15 protein-coding genes are annotated in these 17,367 nt (G+C 42.4%); 12 read left to right on the plus strand and 3 right to left on the minus strand.

Annotation, left to right across the window (positions count from 1 at the left end; genetic code table 11):
* Window positions 1-148: 148 nt before the first annotated feature.
* From BLP87_RS12985 to BLP87_RS13010, 6 genes are all read left to right on the plus strand, one after another.
* Window positions 149-691 (plus strand): glutathione peroxidase, encoded by a 543-nt coding sequence (locus tag BLP87_RS12985; RefSeq protein WP_074463045.1) that lies wholly within the window; start codon window positions 149-151, stop codon window positions 689-691.
* Between the two features lie 113 nt (window positions 692-804).
* On the plus strand, window positions 805-1,452 hold the full coding sequence (locus tag BLP87_RS12990; protein WP_074463046.1) for an ECF transporter S component: 648 nt from the start codon (window positions 805-807) through the stop codon (window positions 1,450-1,452).
* A 106-nt stretch (window positions 1,453-1,558) separates the two neighbouring features.
* Window positions 1,559-2,332: a type III pantothenate kinase gene (locus tag BLP87_RS12995; protein WP_074463047.1), complete on the plus strand. Its 774-nt coding sequence runs from the start codon at window positions 1,559-1,561 to the stop codon at window positions 2,330-2,332.
* Between the two features lie 121 nt (window positions 2,333-2,453).
* Window positions 2,454-3,239, plus strand: coding sequence for a formate/nitrite transporter family protein (locus BLP87_RS13000; protein WP_074463048.1), 786 nt, complete (start codon window positions 2,454-2,456; stop codon window positions 3,237-3,239).
* 4 nt (window positions 3,240-3,243) lie between these two features.
* Window positions 3,244-3,750 carry an O-acetyl-ADP-ribose deacetylase gene (locus tag BLP87_RS13005; RefSeq protein ID WP_074463049.1) on the plus strand — a complete coding sequence of 169 codons (507 nt, stop codon included), beginning with the start codon at window positions 3,244-3,246 and terminating at the stop codon, window positions 3,748-3,750.
* Between the two features lie 48 nt (window positions 3,751-3,798).
* On the plus strand, window positions 3,799-5,379 hold the full coding sequence (locus tag BLP87_RS13010; protein ID WP_074463050.1) for a GH25 family lysozyme: 1,581 nt from the start codon (window positions 3,799-3,801) through the stop codon (window positions 5,377-5,379).
* Between the two features lie 365 nt (window positions 5,380-5,744).
* Here BLP87_RS13010 and nudC read toward each other — a convergent pair whose 3' ends face one another.
* Together nudC and BLP87_RS13020 are read right to left on the minus strand one after the other, a co-directional pair.
* Window positions 5,745-6,656, minus strand: coding sequence for an NAD(+) diphosphatase (gene nudC, locus BLP87_RS13015; protein ID WP_242871867.1), 912 nt, complete (start codon window positions 6,654-6,656; stop codon window positions 5,745-5,747).
* Window positions 6,657-6,723: 67 nt separating this feature from the next.
* Window positions 6,724-7,617: an AraC family transcriptional regulator gene (locus tag BLP87_RS13020; protein WP_074463052.1), complete on the minus strand. Its 894-nt coding sequence runs from the start codon at window positions 7,615-7,617 to the stop codon at window positions 6,724-6,726.
* A 171-nt stretch (window positions 7,618-7,788) separates the two neighbouring features.
* Here BLP87_RS13020 and uxuA point away from each other — a divergent pair, with 171 nt between their 5' ends.
* From uxuA to BLP87_RS16110, 3 genes are all read left to right on the plus strand, one after another.
* Entirely contained in the window at window positions 7,789-8,865 is a 1,077-nt protein-coding gene (uxuA, locus tag BLP87_RS13025; RefSeq protein ID WP_074463053.1) for a mannonate dehydratase, read from the plus strand.
* A 50-nt stretch (window positions 8,866-8,915) separates the two neighbouring features.
* The gene (locus BLP87_RS13030) at window positions 8,916-10,535 is read left to right on the plus strand and encodes a mannitol dehydrogenase family protein (protein WP_074463054.1); all 1,620 of its coding nucleotides are present in this window, start codon (window positions 8,916-8,918) and stop codon (window positions 10,533-10,535) included.
* Window positions 10,536-11,275: 740 nt separating this feature from the next.
* Window positions 11,276-11,449 carry a hypothetical protein gene (locus BLP87_RS16110; RefSeq protein ID WP_176756654.1) on the plus strand — a complete coding sequence of 58 codons (174 nt, stop codon included), beginning with the start codon at window positions 11,276-11,278 and terminating at the stop codon, window positions 11,447-11,449.
* A gap of 625 nt (window positions 11,450-12,074) precedes the next feature.
* Here the strand turns inward: BLP87_RS16110 and BLP87_RS13040 are convergent.
* Complete coding sequence (locus BLP87_RS13040) at window positions 12,075-13,373, minus strand: adenylosuccinate synthase (protein ID WP_074463056.1); 1,299 nt, start codon at window positions 13,371-13,373, stop codon at window positions 12,075-12,077.
* Window positions 13,374-13,644: 271 nt separating this feature from the next.
* Between BLP87_RS13040 and BLP87_RS13045 the strand changes: the two genes are divergently transcribed.
* The 3 genes from BLP87_RS13045 (at window position 13,645) to BLP87_RS13055 (ending at window position 17,356) form a co-directional block, all read left to right on the plus strand.
* Window positions 13,645-15,360 carry a methyl-accepting chemotaxis protein gene (locus BLP87_RS13045; RefSeq protein ID WP_074463057.1) on the plus strand — a complete coding sequence of 572 codons (1,716 nt, stop codon included), beginning with the start codon at window positions 13,645-13,647 and terminating at the stop codon, window positions 15,358-15,360.
* A gap of 178 nt (window positions 15,361-15,538) precedes the next feature.
* A complete protein-coding gene (locus BLP87_RS13050; RefSeq protein ID WP_074463058.1) occupies window positions 15,539-16,453 on the plus strand; it encodes an ArsR/SmtB family transcription factor in 915 nt (304 codons plus the stop codon).
* A gap of 15 nt (window positions 16,454-16,468) precedes the next feature.
* The gene (locus tag BLP87_RS13055) at window positions 16,469-17,356 is read left to right on the plus strand and encodes an HAD family hydrolase (protein ID WP_083334615.1); all 888 of its coding nucleotides are present in this window, start codon (window positions 16,469-16,471) and stop codon (window positions 17,354-17,356) included.
* The last annotated feature ends 11 nt before the right edge of the window (window positions 17,357-17,367 follow it).

Here is a 17,367-nt window from a genome sequence, read left to right on the forward strand (position 1 = left end):
TAAGGCCTGTAAAGGAAAGAGAGCAGTTCATAGATTTTTTATAAAAATAGTTATTGACAAATTAGATTGCGCGCAATACAATCACATTAAATCAAAACACGATACACAAACACGTAAACATTGTTTTATTTAATACGGAGGTTATAACATGGGATTTTATGATTATTCGGTAACAGATGCTCAGGGCAATGATTTCAAGCTCGATGCTTATAAGGGAAAAGTTGTTCTTGTAGTTAATACGGCAACAGGATGTGGATTTACACCTCATTACAAAGATATTGAAGCAATGTATGAGAGATTCCACGATAACGGATTTGAAGTCCTTGATATCCCCTGCAATCAGTTTGCCGGACAGACACCCGGAACCGATGAGGAAATTCATGAATTCTGTCAGCTTCATTACAATACCAAGTTCCCTCAGATGAAAAAATCTGATGTAAACGGTGAGAATCAGCTCCCTGTTTATAAGTTCCTTAAGGAGCAGAAAGGTTTTGAAGGATTTGGCAAAGGACCTGCTGCTTTGGCAATGGGTGTTATGCTTAAAAAGATTGATAAAGATTATAAGAATAACCCTGATATAAAGTGGAATTTCACTAAGTTTGTAGTAGACAGAGAAGGCAATGTTGTTGCACGTTTCGAGCCTACACAGAAGATGGAAGATGTTGCTGCTTATGTAGAGAAGCTCATCTGAGGAAATGTATTTGCACATTGCAAGGCTTGCAAAAATACTTTTCTGTGATATATTTATTGTGCGCGGTATTTAGTATGAACTGAAACTGCAGCATTATTTAAGGAGAATTTAAAATGGATAGTACATCATCACTTGGCCGCAAGACTGAGGAGTTAGGCGGACTGAGCAAAAAAACGCAGTACATGGTAGAGACTGCACTTCTTGTTGCCGTTACCATCATCATGGGTAACACTTTTTTAGGCACAATTCCCACACCTTTACTTAAAATTTCAATCGTAACCGTTCCGGTTGCCCTTGCATCTATGTTGATCGGACCTGTTGCAGGCATTATCTGTGGTCTTGCATTTGGTATCAACAGCTTTATCGGTGCGCTCAACGGATCGAGCGGACTTCTTTCAACACTCTTTAATATCAATCCTTTCGGAGTGTTTGTGACAGCAATTGTTGCAAGAGTCCTCGATGCAGCGGTTACATCATTTGTTTATAAGTTAATACACAAAGGTAAGCTTAAGACAGCTTCCTATTACATAGCAGGCGCCCTTATGCCTCTTCTTAATACGGCATTCTTCATGGGCTCACTTTGCCTGTTCTTCTTTAATACTGAATTTGTACAGGGACTTGCAGCCAATTACAACGCTACAACACCTATGGCATTCGTTATCGGCATGGTAGGCGTTCAGGCGACAATCGAGGCTGTTGTCGGATGCGTTTTGGGCGGTACACTTGCTATGGTGCTTTCCAAAGCTCTTCACAGGGGATAAGAGTGTGTTGTCTCATTGACAATTAGATTAATTACTTGTGAAATAATCCATATACTGCGTTATTAATCAAAAAGTCAACGAGACAACACACTGAAAGGCGATTTTCATGAGCAGAGTTTTGGCGGTTGATATTGGTAACTCAAATATTGTCGTAGGTTCATTTGACGGATCGGATTACAGAGAACTCGGAAGACTTAAGTCTGACAGAGCTCTTACAGAAGATGAGATTGCGGAAGGATTTGCAGACCTGATAAGTAAGGCAGGATTAGAAGAAAGATCATTTGACGGCTCGGTTTTATCAAGTGTTGTCACTGAGATGACGGATAAGACAGCAGGGGCACTGAAGAAGATAACGGGAAAAGATGCAATGATTCCAAACACCACAATGAACACAGGAATAGATGTATCAAAATATGACACTTCCTGCTTGGGATTTGATCGGGTTGCAGATCTTGCGGCTGCAGTTTCAGAATATGGAAGCCCTGTAATGGTATGCGATCTGGGAACCTGCACGACAATAACGGTTGCGGATGAAAAAAACCAAATTGTAGGGGGAATGATATGTCCCGGAGTTCAATTGTCTCTTGATGCAGAGGCAGAGAGGACTTCGAAACTTCCACAGCTTACAGCCGGAGGGACTGACAAACTTCTTGGAACCGATACTGAGTCCAATATGATAGCGGGAACTGTTGCAGCCACCGGGATCATGCTTACAGGGCTTATAGACAGGATTACAAGGGAATATGGTTTTGACGATCTTAAAGTTGTCATAACAGGAGGTTTGTCAGAGGTCGTAGCACAGTGGATAGATGCGGACGTTATAAGAGATTCGAATCTTTTGATGAGAGGTCTTTTGACAATATATAACAAAAATAAATAATGGATTACCAATCGAGAAGTCGTACCTTGAAAAAACAGGGTGTGGCTTCTTTTCAATATGGCAAAAGAGGGCTATAATCAGATAGTCGAATTATGAAAAAAGTTTTTGGAGGAAAATTATAATGAAATCACCTGCAGAGATAGCAGCAAAGTATGAATCAGTCGGAAAGGGAAAGACAGAAGGAAAATTTTTGCAAACTTTTATGCTTGCTATTCTTGCGGGCTCTTTTATAGCGCTCGGAGGTCTTGGAAGCCAGATTGCGTCAAGTTGTGCGGCTGATCCGTCAAGCGCAAGAGTTATCAGCTCGGTTGTATTCCCTATAGGTCTTTTTATGGTGCTTGTCGGAGGAGCTGAACTTTTTACAGGAAACTGTCTGATCACAATCCCTGTTTTGTCAAAGAAAGCTACTGTTAAAGGAATGATCAGAAACTGGGTGATCGTTTATTTCGGAAATATGGTCGGAGGCTTTTTGATCGCGGCTCTTGCTGCTTTCAGTCATATATATTCTTTTAATGACGGTAATCTTGCTACGCAGGTAGTGAATACTGCCGTGACCAAATCTACAATTTCTTTCGGAGATGCATTTTTAAGAGGAATTCTTTGTAACGTTCTTGTATGCATGGCTGTTTGGTGCTCTTTTGCGGCAGATGAACTTGCAGGCAAAGTATTTGCACTGTGGCTTCCCGTTATGCTCTTCATTATCTGCGGATTTGAGCACTGTGTTGCAAATATGTATTTCATCCCCGCAGGATTTCTTGCATCATTTGTTCACGGTATTCCTGCAGACGGATTGTCTGCCGTCGGATTTTTTGTCACAAATCTGATACCCGTTACGCTCGGAAATATAGTAGGCGGCGGTATCTGTGTCGGTGCGGTCTATCATTTGATCTATCTAAGGAAGAACTGAGAATATGAATAATATTGAATTTTTCGTCGGAGATATCACAAAAATTAAAGTTGATGCAATTGTTAATGCCGCCAATTCAAGTCTTCTTGGCGGGGGCGGTGTTGACGGTGCGATCCACAGAGCGGCAGGTGTGCGGCTTTTGGAGGAATGTAGACGCCTGGGCGGATGTAGGACAGGTGAAGCAAAGATCACCAATGGTTACAATCTTCCGGCAAAATATGTTATTCACACGGTAGGACCTATTTATTCAGGTGCAGAGAGTGATGAGACAGACCTGTATAACTGCTACTATAATTCGCTTTTACTTGCAAAAGAAAATGATGTTCACAGTATTGCTTTTCCGGGAATTTCAACGGGAGTTTACGGTTATCCCAAAGAAGCGGCTGCGAAAATTGCGCTTAGGTCGATAACGACTTGGCTTTCGGATAATTCCGGTTATGATATGAAGATAACGATAGTAAACTTTTCACAACATGACTACGAGATTTATCAATCCGTGATCGGCAAATGATGTAGCTTTTTTATTCTGAAATCACACTAAAAGTATGGGAGTAATATTATGAAGAAAGATTTTGGTAGTGCAGGGGGCAGAAAAAATCGCAGGGGCAGAGGACTCAGACAAGAAGATCTTTTTAAGATCTATATTGCAGCAGGAGCGGTTTTGTTGCTCGTTATAGGCATCGTGGTAGGTTCATTGTTGGCTAAGGGCTCAAAGGATGAAGAGGAAGAGCTTGATCTTGCCGAGGTTGAAGAGTCAATTCCCGAGGAAGAAGAGGAAGTTGCTGTGGAAGCGACAACCGAGGCTACGGAAGCAAATGAGGCGGCTACAGAAGCTTCATCCGAAGAAGTTGCGGCTAGCGACCCTCAGACAGCGGCAGCACCTAAGGAGACAGGTGCCAATATCAATATCAAAGAGCTTGTCGGTGCGAGCAGCGTGGGCGAAAATTCTAATGTGACTTACGGAATAGATGTATCAAAGTTCCAGGGAACCATAGATTGGGCGCAGGTTGCGGGTACAGGAATCGATTTTGCCATGATAAGAGTCGGCTACAGAGATTCCGCGTCAGGCGAGATAAAACCTGATACCAATGCAAAGTTCAATATGCAGGAAGCAGAGAAGAACGGAATAAAGGTCGGAGCATACTTTTTCTCAACAGCGGTGACCAAGGACGAAGCGGTTGAAGAAGCAAACTGGGTAAAAGATTATATTTCAAAATATTCGATCACATATCCTGTGGGATTTAACTGTGAGGGCTTTGAAAAAGAGACGAGCAGACAGTTTAATCTTACTAAGGATGACAGAAGTAATATTGCGATAGCATTCCTTGATCAGGTTCACAAGGCAGGTTATACACCTATATTCTATGCTTCAAAGGGTGAACTTGAAGCGGATGCTAAGTGGAATACGTCGCAGATTGAAAAGTCCTACAAGATTTGGATGGCATGGTACAATCAGGACACATCCAATATCGCAAAAGGCCCCGCATATGGCGGACAGTGCGCTATGTGGCAGTATACCAATCAGGGTGATGTAGCAGGAATCAGTAAGAAAGTCGATGTTGATGTGGCATACTTTGGATATAACGGAACAGAGACTGCCAAAGATACGTCGGAGAGAGAGGTGGCTTCTGCTGACGTTGAAGCACTTATGAAGTTTGATTCCGTGGATGAAACGGTTACGGCTAAAAGTGTAACGAATCTTAGAGACAAGCCGAGTCAGGGAGCTGACAGTAAGGTCGTTGAGACTCTTCAGAACGGACAGACGGCGCAGCGTACAGGTACAAGTTCGAGCGGTTGGTCAAGGGTTATCTATAACGGCCAAAAACTTTATGCGATATCAAGCTATCTGACTACCGATTTAAGCGCACCAAAGCAGCAGTCGGCAACTCAGCCTGCAGAAGATAACTCGGGACTTAAGACTAAGTTTGCTTCCTGCAACGAGACGGTAACAGCCAAAGAAGAGGCTAATCTCAGAACAAAGCCCAGCGTTACCGATCCGGATGCAACTGTTGCGGCAACGCTAAAGGCCGGTGAGAATGCTACCCGAACAGGCATCAATAATGATGTCGGCTGGTCAAGGGTTGAGTATAACGGGCAGACGCTTTACTGCGTAAGCAGCTTGCTTAAAGTAGTGGAATAAAATAGAAAAGGCTGTAGCGCAAGGTTGTGTTACAGCCTTTTTCGAGACTAGTGATGATTCAAATGACGCCCTGCCTCAAAGTCATCCGTTTGGAGGTGGTGCTTTTCACTGTGAGGCGATAAGGCGGATTTTCTTGTTGCCACGTATGTTGATATTCAAGGCATAAAAAGACTTAAGTTTTCATTCTTCGCTCCAAAACTCGCTCATAAATGGGCTCAAACAGTTGGAGCGAGAACAGAATGAAAACTTAAGTCTTTTTATTGCTCTTGAATATGGCAACATACTTAAATACTGCGAAAAACCGCCTTATTGCCTCACAGTGAAATTTCAACATTTCTAAACGGATGGCTTTGTGACAGGGCTGTCTACAAAAATTGCACATTTCCTTCTTTAAATACCTTCATCATTTCGTTGGTAAGGCTGTACTCAAGTGGTTGGAGTTCAATCTCTTCAGGGGACAGCCAGCTTGCGAATTTTAGTTCGTCGTTGTCCATGGTGATTTCGCGGCTTCCGGTTACCTCGCAGAAGAAACCTACGAGGATGTCGCTTGCGATGCCCCATGGCTGCGACTTGTAGTAGCGGATGTTGGTTACTGTAAGACCGGTTTCCTCCATTACTTCACGGCTCACGGTTTCTTCAAGAGTTTCGCCGATTTCGGTGAAGCCCGCCACGAGAGCGTTGTGGCCGTAGCCGACTCTGTATCTGGTAACAAGGAGTTTATTGGCTTCCTTGTCGATTACACCTATTATTACCGCGGGATTTATTCTGGGATAGATGATATTGCCGCATTTTGGACAGATCATTGCACGTTCAGTTTTTGAATGCTCGTTTTCAGAGCCGCACTTACCGCAGAATCTTGTGACCATGTACCATTCGGCGAGCTGATATGCCGTGAATGCAGCGTACACGTATGTTTGTGGATAGTAGTAGGCACTTCTGAACTTTCTGAAATCATGGAATATGTAGGAATCCTGTGCAGAGACATCCAAAAAGTCCATATTTTCGGAATCTGCGATCATCAAAAAGAAATCCTCGGAATCAATGCTGAAAAGATAAGTGAGTTTTTCTTTTGAAATATTTTTTACATCATTAAATCTTGGAAAAGAAATCTCTTGAGTGCCGTCGTCAAGGCGCCCAAGGAGCTTTTTTTCCTTTGTAAAAAATAATATTATTGAGTTTTCGTCCGCTGTCTTTGTCGGATCGAAGTGATTGTTAAGATGTGCCGGTAAAATATCCTGAATCATAGTCTGTCCTTGTATCTTGGATTGTTTATCCATAAATAATGTATCAAAGGAAGCACTGATTGAATCAGCACTTCCTTATTTTTTCATATATTGTGCCACATTACGGAATGAGGTTGTGCGAGTACAGGCTCTGGTACTCCTTTGGAGACATTCCGTACTCTTTTTTAAACGCCTTAAAGAAACTTGAGTAGTCCCTAAAGCCGAATTTCTCGTAAGTTCCCGTGATGCTTGCGCCGCCTGTTATGGCATTACGGCACTCGTCAAGACGCTTTTTTATTATGTACTGATGAAGCGAGACGCCGAGCGTATCCTTGAACAGGTGGGCTACATAATACTTGCTTATGAAGAATTTGCCTGCAATATCGTCAAGTGTAAGCGATTCCTCAATATTTCCCTCAATGTAAGATATGATATTTTGGAAAAGAGTAAGCTCGTCGCTTGAACTTTTCATATTCTCTTCGTCGTAAACAATCCTGTTGATTGTGAGAATAAGGTCGCAAAGGCACAGATGTATAAAGGCTGAGCTTCCGTATCTCTCACTTGATACTTCTTCAAGAAGACGAAGGAATTTGGATTCTATCATATGGAACTGAGCGGGAGTCATGTGATATATGTACTTGTGGAACGCTTCCGCCTTCTGTATCAGATACATATAGTCCACGGATTCCTGCATGAGCCTGTTACAGCAACTTTTGCTTATCCAGAAAAGAAAACGTCTGTAGTTTGCCTCGGGATTGTTCATCAGCGCGTGATGCATTATTCCGGGAGGAACCAGCATGAGATCGCCGGGAGACATCTTGTATCTGGAGGGAGTGCCTTCGGGATTGAATATTTCCATGGTGACGTCGCCCTCGATGAAAAGATAGCATTCATAATAGTCGTGGGCGTGCGGTTTCAGGGTCGTAAAGTTCTTGTCGGAGTAGTAGTAGACCTCGAAATCCGAAGATACCATGTATTGTCTTGTGTTAAATGATGATCGTAATTTATTTTTCATAAATACATAATAACTACCTGTGGCAATTTTTGCAAGGTGTGAAACAAAATATTCAATTCTATTTTTTTGCTTAAAAAGTTATTGTATATGTATACGGATATTAACGTTCGAAAACTGTTTTTTTAACAAAGTAGGAAATGATTTATTAGACGAAGGGAGTATTTAGTATCAATGGAAATGACACTTCGCTGGTATGGCAGCAAATATGACACTGTTAAGTTATGGCAGATCAGACAGGTTCCCGGTGTAAAGGGAGTTATCACAACTCTTTACAACAAGCAGGCAGGCGAGCTTTGGGAGCAGGACGAGATCAAGGCTCTGAAGAACGAAGTTGCAGCTGAGAATATGCACATCGCAGGAATCGAGTCTGTCAACGTTTCAGATGCCATCAAGGCAGCTACACCGGACAGAGATAAGCATATAGATAATTACATCAAGACTCTTGAGAATCTTGGTAAGGAAGATATCCACATGGTTTGCTACAACTTCATGCCCGTTTTTGACTGGACAAGAAGTGAGCTTGCAAGAAAGAGACCCGATGGATCAACAGTTCTTGCATATACACAGGAAGCAATCGATGCGATCGATCCCGAGAAGATGTTTGAGTCACTTGCAGGTGATACAAACGGTGCGGTTATGCCCGGTTGGGAGCCTGAGCGTATGGAGCATGTTAAGGAGCTCTTTGAACTCTACAAGGGAATCGACGAGGAGAAGCTTTTCGAGAACATCGTTTATTTCTTAAAGGCAATCATGCCAGTATGTAACAAATATGATATCAAGATGGCTATCCATCCCGACGATCCTGCATGGTCTGTATTCGGACTTCCCAGAATCATCAACAACGAGAAGAACATCCTTAAGCTTATGAAGGCTGTAGATGATGTACACAACGGTGTTACATTCTGCTCAGGTTCATACGGAACAAGCCTTGAGAATGACCTTCCTCACATGATCAGAGCACTTGAGGGAAGAATTCACTTTGCACACGTTCGTAACCTTAAGTTCATTTCTCCTACAAACTTCGAGGAGTCAGCACACCTTTCATCTGACGGAACATTCGATATGTATGAGATAGTTAAGGCTCTTTACGAGACAGGATTTGACGGACCTATCCGTCCCGACCACGGAAGAATGATCTGGGGTGAAGTTGCAATGCCCGGTTACGGTCTCTATGACAGAGCACTCGGAGCAACATACATCAACGGTCTCTGGGAGGCTATTGAGAAGTCACACCAGCGTGGAATTTGAACATAAGCTTTTTATATATGGGATAAAAGATAAAGCGGAAAGGGTTAACAATGAAATTAAATGCTAATAGCGTAGCAACAGATAGCACTTGGAAAGAGAAAGGATATTATATCCCTACTTTTAACCAGGAAGATATGATAAAGAAGACAGTTGAGGCACCTGAGTGGGTACACTTCGGAGCAGGTAACATCTTCAGAGCTTTTCAGGCTAATCTCGCTCAGAGAATGCTTGATGGCGGCTTGAACGACAAGGGACTTACAGTAGTAGAGGGATTTGATTATGAGATCATCGAGAAGATGTACAGACCTCATGACAATCTTTCACTTCTTGTTACACTTAAGGCAGACGGTTCTGTTGAGAAGTCAGTTATTGCCAGCATCGCTGAGTCATGCATTCTTGATTCAAACGATGATAAGGAATTCAACAGATTAAAAGAGATCTTCAGATGCGATTCTCTTCAGCTTGCTACTTTCACAATCACAGAGAAGGGATATTCACTTGTAAATCCCGCAGGCGAGCTTCTTGCAGCAGTTAAGGATGATTTCGTAAACGGACCTTCAAAGCCTCAGAGCTATATCGGTAAGGTTGCAGCACTTCTTTATGAGAGATTCCTTGCAGGAGAGAAGAAGATTGCTATGGTGAGCACAGATAACTGCTCACACAACGGAGATAAGCTTTTTGATGCTGTTCATGCGTTCGCAAAAGAGTGGACTGCAAACGGCAAGGCAGAGGCAGGATTCGTTGCTTACATCGAGGATGACAGCAAGGTTAGCTTCCCTTGGTCAATGATCGATAAGATTACACCCAGACCTGATGATTCAGTTAATGAGATTCTTAAGAACGACGGTGTAGAAGAGCTTGAGCCTGTAGTTACTTCTAAGAAGACTTGGGTTGCTCCTTTCGTAAACGCTGAGGAGAGCGAATACCTCGTAATCGAGGACAAGTTCCCTAACGGAAGACCTGCACTTGAGAAAGTTGGTGTTATCTTCACAGAGAAGGAGACAGTTGATAAGGTTGAGCGCATGAAGGTTTGCACATGCCTTAATCCTCTTCACACAGCACTTGCTGTATACGGATGCCTCCTTGGATATGACAAGATTTCAGAAGAGATGAAGGATGAGGAGCTTGTAAAGCTCGTTAAGACTATCGGATATGTAGAGGGACTTCCCGTTGTTACAGATCCCGGAGTTATCAAGCCTCAGGAATTCATCGATACAGTAGTAAATGTAAGAATACCTAACAAGTTTATGCCTGATACACCTCAGAGAATTGCAACAGATACATCACAGAAGCTTGCAATCAGATTTGGTGAGACAATTAAGGCTTACATGGCTTCAGATAAGCTCAATGTAGCTGATCTTAAGTGCATTCCTCTTGTACATGCAGGATGGCTTCGTTACCTCATGGGTGTTGACGATAACGGCAACAACTTTGAGCCCAGCCCCGATCCGCTTCTTGAGAAGGCACAGGCTTATGTAAAAGACATCGAGCTTGGCGGAAACTATGACAAAGAGACACTTAAGAGCAAGGTTCTTCCTCTTCTTAAGGATGCTACAATCTTTGGAACAGATCTTGAAGCTGCAGGCCTTTCAGATATCATTATCGGATATTTTGAAGAGCTTATTGCAGGAACAGGTGCTGTAAGAGAAACTCTTAAAAAGCACGTTTAATAACGCAGTTTATTCCTGTAAAAAGTCACATGAACGTTCTGCTGCGTTCATGTGGCAGGATCCCGCAGGTTAAATAAACATAAAATTTTAATTGTATCCCCCACTAAAAAGAAGCCATCGCTTAACCGCGGTGGCTTCGCTTTTTGCATTAAACTGATATATGCTGCGCAGGGACATCTTAGCAAATGCACCCGGAATATCCATCTGTCCGTGCAGATTCGTTATACCCTCTTGTTTTTCTGAAGGTCAAATCACTTTCCTTTTAAGCATGCTCCGAAAATAACTTGCAGTACGCTTGTATACTGGCTATATCGGTCATGGTCATACGGTGCATACGCACCTACGCCAAATAAAAACACAAATTTCCGAGCTCGTTGAGTTCGGAAATTTGCACTTTATATTTGTCGTTACCGTCCGCTTTGCGGACTATGCCCATGACCGATGAATGTATCTAAGCGTCCTGCTTCAGACATTTTTCTCCGCATGCAGGAAAGTGATTTTTGACCTTATGAAAAACAGACGAGGTTATAAAAATCATCTGCATGGACAGATGGATAATTCTTGGTGCATATGTTAGTTTATGAAGCGCAGCATATGCGCGTGAAATTCCCACCGCGGTTAATCTTGCATTGATATGAAAAAAGACTGTATCTAATTCACGTCTGAAAACTTCTTAACTTGAGATAATGTATAATATAAAGAAATGAAAAAACATGTATTGAGTAAATAAGGAAAACAAAATGAATGATTTATCATCATCATTTAAAGATATAACTGAAGAGATTAAAGAATATGCATGGTACAAAGAGCGTCCATATTCTGAGGCAGACTGGAAAGAATTCGCTAAAATACAGTATATGCGCTATATCAGGCATCTGCACTCTGAAATACAAGCTCAAGGGGCGCTAAGATAATAAACAAAAACGCCGGCTGAACCTTCACATACTTGGGAGAGGGGGATGCGTTTTTGCTGGGGTATTTCAAAACATTATATTGGCCGAGGGATTGGATGTATGCTGCGCTTCATAAACTTACATATGCACCAAGAATTTTCCATCTATTTATGCAGATGATTTTTATAGCCTCGTCTGTTTTTCAAAAGGTTAGGAATCACTTTCTTGCATGCGTAGAAAAATGTTTGAAGCAGGACGCTTAGATATATTCAACGGTCATGGTCATAGTCCGCAAAGCGGACTGTGGCAACAAGGAAAAGTGCGACTCCCGAGCTCATTTGAGTTCGAGGAGTCGCACTTTTATTTGTTGTAGGTGCGTATGCACCGTATGACCATGGCTTTTAAATTATAAATTTGCGTCCTGCAAGTTATTTTAGAAGCATGCATAAGGGAAAGTGATCTGACCTTCAGAAAAACAAGAGGGTATAACGAATCTGCATAAATAGATGGAGATTCTAAGGTGCATTTGCTCAGACAATTTTGCGCAGCATACATCCAATCCCCGGCCAATATGATTTTGATGGAATGTGGCAAAAAACTGCAACCCCTACCACTTGTTTGGGTGTGGAAGGGGCTGCAGATGATATTAGTTGTTCTTAAGAGCGCTCTTTCTGTAGATGATATCTGTTCTTGCAGGTCCGTTACTTACCATTGTGATGGGATAACCGATCTGCTCTTCGATGAACTCGATGTACTTTCTGCAATTCTCAGGAAGCTCTTCGTAGTTCTTGATTCCTCTGATATCGCATTTCCATCCGGGAAGAGTCTTATATACGGGCTTAGCTTTGTCGAGGAGGTGAGTAACAGGGAACTCTGTTGTAACTTCTCCGTCGATGTCATAGCCTACGCATACAGGAATCTCATCGAGGTAGCCGAGTACGTCAAGGACTGTGAAAGCAACATCTGTTGTTCCCTGGAGTCTGCAACCGTACTTACTTGCTACGCAGTCATACCAGCCCACACGTCTTGGACGTCCTGTTGTTGCGCCATATTCGCCGCCGTCTCCGCCACGGTTTCTGAGTTCTTCCGCTTCATCGCCAAAGAGCTCAGATACGAAAGCACCTGCTCCTACAGCAGAAGAATAAGCTTTTGAAACTGTTACGATCTCTTTTATCTCATAAGGAGGAATACCTGCTCCGATAGCACCGTAAGCTGCAAGGGGAGAAGATGATGTAACCATGGGATAGATTCCGTGATCGGGATCTTTCATGGTTCCAAGCTGTCCCTCCAAGAGGATTGTCTTTCCTTCCTTGATAGCTTTATCGAGGTAGAGAGATACGTTTCCGATGTAAGGCTTAACCTGTTCTCTCCATTCAACTATCTGGTTGAAGAGTGCGTCCTTGTCGATTGGCTCTGCGTGATAGAGATTAACAAGGATAACGTCCTTTATCTGGGCGATTCTGTCGATCTTTTCCTTGATAACATCGTCATCCTGGAAAAATTCGTTGATCTGCCAGCCGATCTTTGAGTATTTATCTGAATAAAAAGGTGCGATTCCTGACTTTGTTGAACCAAATGACTTTCCTGCAAGTCTTGCTTCCTCAAGAGAATCGAACTGAACGTGGTAAGGCATCATAACCTGTACTCTGTCCGAGATCATGATCTGAGGAGCGGGAACACCCTTTGATGTGATCTCATTAAGCTCGTTCATGAACTTTGTAATATCAAAAGCAACACCGTTTCCGATGATGTTCATTATGTTCTGATGGAAAACGCCTGAAGGCATTGTGTGAAGTGCGAACTTACCATAATCGTTAACTATGGTATGCCCTGCGTTGGCACCTCCCTGAAAGCGGATTACAACGTCGGCTTTGTCTGCAAGTGTATCTGTTATCTTGCCCTTTCCTTCGTCGCCCCAGTTAGCGCCCACGACTGCTTTAACCATTTATTGTTCCTCCTTAAATAGAAAACATGTTTAAAATCGTACACTATTATAATAACGGAAAAAGAATTATAAGTAAAATCAATATTTTTTATGAACGATATAAGTATTACTTATTTTTCGAAATTTTATATAAAATTATACAGTTTATTGACGCATTTTCGTTTAAAAAGCGATACAATTAAACATATAATCTGTAAGTGGCTGTATATCGGATTGATTCGTGTGAAAAGAGCTGCATATGCTCTTTATCCAATGATATCAGGAGGTCAGTATGGCAAAGACGATCGGCGATAATAGGAACTTTGGAAATGAAACATTTAAAAATCTTTCTGTAGCTGATAAGCTCAAAAAGGTTTTTTACAAACTCCAGAACAATCTGGTTCTGGTTTTTGTGGTGGTTTTATTGATAGATATTTTTTCAATATTTAATCTGCATAGTATATATAACGTTTTCTATGAACAGAATACGCAGCAGGGTGAGATACGTATAACAATCCAGGCTCTTGCAAAGTATTATCTCTGGGCGCTTAATGCTGAGGATGAGGCCGATCGAAGCGAGCAGATGACTGGAGCTTCTGAAAAGATCCAGGAACTAAATGACGGACTCGGAATGCTGAGTAAAGTTTATCACGACGATCTTACCACGGTATACGCGCATATCGCCGATATAGACAAGTATGGACAGACTTTGAACGGTATGTTTGCGTCGGGTGCATCACATACCGAATTGTATGAATATTATGTTGCCAACGTAAATGAGGCTATAAAGGTAGTTGTAAAAGATTTTAAAGCTATAGGAATATCGGCTAAGGAACAGGCTGAGAAAGCATATACCGGAGCACTTACTATAGTTATCATACTTACGGTTCTTTCGATGGCTATCGTTATTTATGCGATTCTTTATTCAAATAAGGCGAAAGCCGCACTTGCAAGTAATATACTCGATCCTATTAAAGCCCTTTCCGAAGCGGCGGATGATATGGCAAAAGGTAAGATAGATATCAAGGTTCCTTCCGATTCAAAAGATGAGCTCGGAAAGCTTGCTGATGATATAACATATTCGACAGATGTTATCGCTGATATTGTAAAAGACATCAATGATACATTGGGACGAATGTCTACAGGAGATTTTTCATGCGGATCAAAGAATGAAAAACTCTATATAGGTGATTACGTTCAGATAAAAGACGCTTTCAGGAATATTTCGAGTAATCTGAGCAATACGCTTCTCGAAGTTAAGAATTCGTCCACGCTTGTTTCGGATGGCGCTCTAAATATGTCTCGCGGGGCAACAGATCTTGCTGAAGGATCTACCGATCAGGCTGCTGCGGTTCAGGAACTTACGGCATCTGTCAATTCCGTTACGGATCAGACCAGGCAGCTTGCAGAAGTTGCGCAAAAGAGCCACGGCATGGCAGGGGATGTCAAAGACAAAGCGGAAGTCAGTGCCAGAAAGATGCATCTTGTTACTGACGCCATGACAAGGATAACAGAAGCATCTGCAGAGATTGAACAGGTTACAAATACGATTGAGGAGATTGCCAGCCAGACATCACTTCTTGCTCTCAATGCTTCAATAGAGGCGGCAAGAGCGGGTGAAACGGGAAAAGGTTTCGCGGTCGTTGCGGACCAGATTGGAAAGCTTGCGGAGCAGTCCAGTGAAGCCGCAAAGAATACGCATCAGCTCATTGCGGATACAATGGAAGAAATCAAGAACGGAAATGCTGTTGTTGCCGAGACTACGGATGCGCTCGATGCCATGCAGCATAGCGTAGAAGAGATCACAGATATGATCAAAAATACCGGAAACCTTGCTCAGGCACAGGCTCAGAGCATGGAAGAGATTGACAAGGGAATTGAGATGATCTCCGGCGTTGTTCAGAAGAACTCCGAGACAGCCGAGCAGTCAAGCGAAGTATCAAGAGAACTCTCAATTCAGTCAGAGAGTCTCAACGACCTTATCGGAAAATTCACAATAAACGGATAAATTCATATCCTAAATGTATTTTGGGGTAGCTACAGAAAGTCCTTTGCGTAGACACAGCTTCTGCGTGGAGGGCTTTTTCCATTTGTTTGCTTTTAGTAAAGCTCTAATTTATAATGTTCGTATTGCAGACATATTCAATATATCTTATTAAAAGTATATAACTGAAAGGTATATAATTATGATCCATATTCAATCACTGGATGAAGGACTTGCGCTTTTTAAAGCACTTGGATCTGATATAAGAGTTGAGATAGTAAAGATTCTTGTAGCTGAAGGCAGTTCAAATATGAACGATCTGGCTACGCGTCTTAATATTACGAACGGTGCGCTTACAAGTCATATAAAAAAGCTTGAGGAGTGCGGTATCGTGCAGGTTACATCGGAGACGACGGGACACGGTAATCAGAAGATATGCTCCGTTCAGCCTGACAATATTCTTATAGATATCAGGGCTCCTAAGAAAAACGAGGCGATTTATGAGACGGATATCAAAGTCGGACATTTTTCTGACTGTCATATAGAGCCGACTTGCGGCCTTGCTTCTTCCGAGAAGGTAATAGGAGAGGTTGACGATCCCAGATACTTTGCTCACGGCGAGAGATTTGATGCGGATATTCTCTGGTTTACAAGGGGATTTGTCGAATATGACATTCCCAACTTCGTTCCGTTCAATCAGAAGATAGATGAACTCAGTATCGCAGCGGAGATGTGCTCTGAGGCACCCGGGTACAATAACAATTACCCTTCGGATATATATTTTTATCTTAATGATACGCTGCTTGGAACCTGGACATCTCCGGGAGATTTTGGCGACGTGAAAGGTCTTTTCACCCCGGATTGGTGGTTTCCGCTGTGGAATCAGTACGGCCTTCTTAAGATGCTTGTCATAAATCACGAGGGCGTTTTTATAGACGGACAGAAGCTCTCAGATGTCACAGTCGACAAACTCAAGCTGACACATAAGACACCGCTTAAATTAAGGCTCGAAGTTCCCGAGAACGCAAAACACGTCGGAGGTCTTACGATATTCGGCAAAGGCTTTGGAAATTACAATCGCGATATAAATGTCAAAATGAAGTACAGTAATATATAGAAGGATGGTTAAAAAATGACGGATAATAACAAGACACCTATGGCAAAAAGAGTGATCGCGATAATCGGAATAATCGCTCTTTTATCAATTTATGTGATTCTCTTTGTGATGGCGATGATCGGAACGCCGTTTGATTACTTTATGGGCGCTGTTGTGGCTACGGTCGCTATTCCGATCTTTACATGGATATGTATCTGGGCTTTCGGCAATATAACGGGAAGACATACGATTGCATCGCTTGATCCTTTAACTTCTGACAAGAAGCATGATTCAAGAGGAAATGTAGTGCCCGAGGGCAAGATAGATACGGTTGTTTTCGATATCGGAAATGTACTCACGGACTTTGCTTACATGGACTTTATTGAAAAGAAAGTTTCGGATAAAGAGCTGGCAAAAAGAATCGCTGATGCCTCTGTACACAGCAAAGAGTGGACGGAATACGACCGCGGCGTTCTTTCTACGGAAGAGATAATTAACGGATTTAAAAAGAACGATCCCGAGATTGCGGATGTTATCGAGAAGACCTTCGAGGACCTTACCGATATAGTTACCAAGAGGGATAATGCGATTCCTTGGATAAAGGCTCTTCAGGCAGCAGGATATAAGGTCTTGTATCTTTCTAATTTTTCATGGCAGGTTCTTGAAGCCTGTCCCGATGCAATGGCATTTATCGATGAGACTGACGGCGGAATCTTAAGCTACAGAGATAAGGTCGTAAAACCCGATCATGCTATATATAACCTGCTTGCTGAGCGTTACAACCTTGTTCCGGAAAAGACTGTATTTATCGACGATACCAAGGTAAATATCGATGCGGCAAAAGAACTTGGCTGGAACGGAATCGTGTACAAGGACTATGCGAGCACCAAAAAAGAACTTGAGGCACTCGGAGTTGTATATTAATAGAAAACTGA

This window comes from Butyrivibrio hungatei (genome assembly GCF_900101605.1).
GTDB classification, from domain to species: Bacteria; Bacillota; Clostridia; order Lachnospirales; family Lachnospiraceae; genus Butyrivibrio; species Butyrivibrio hungatei_B.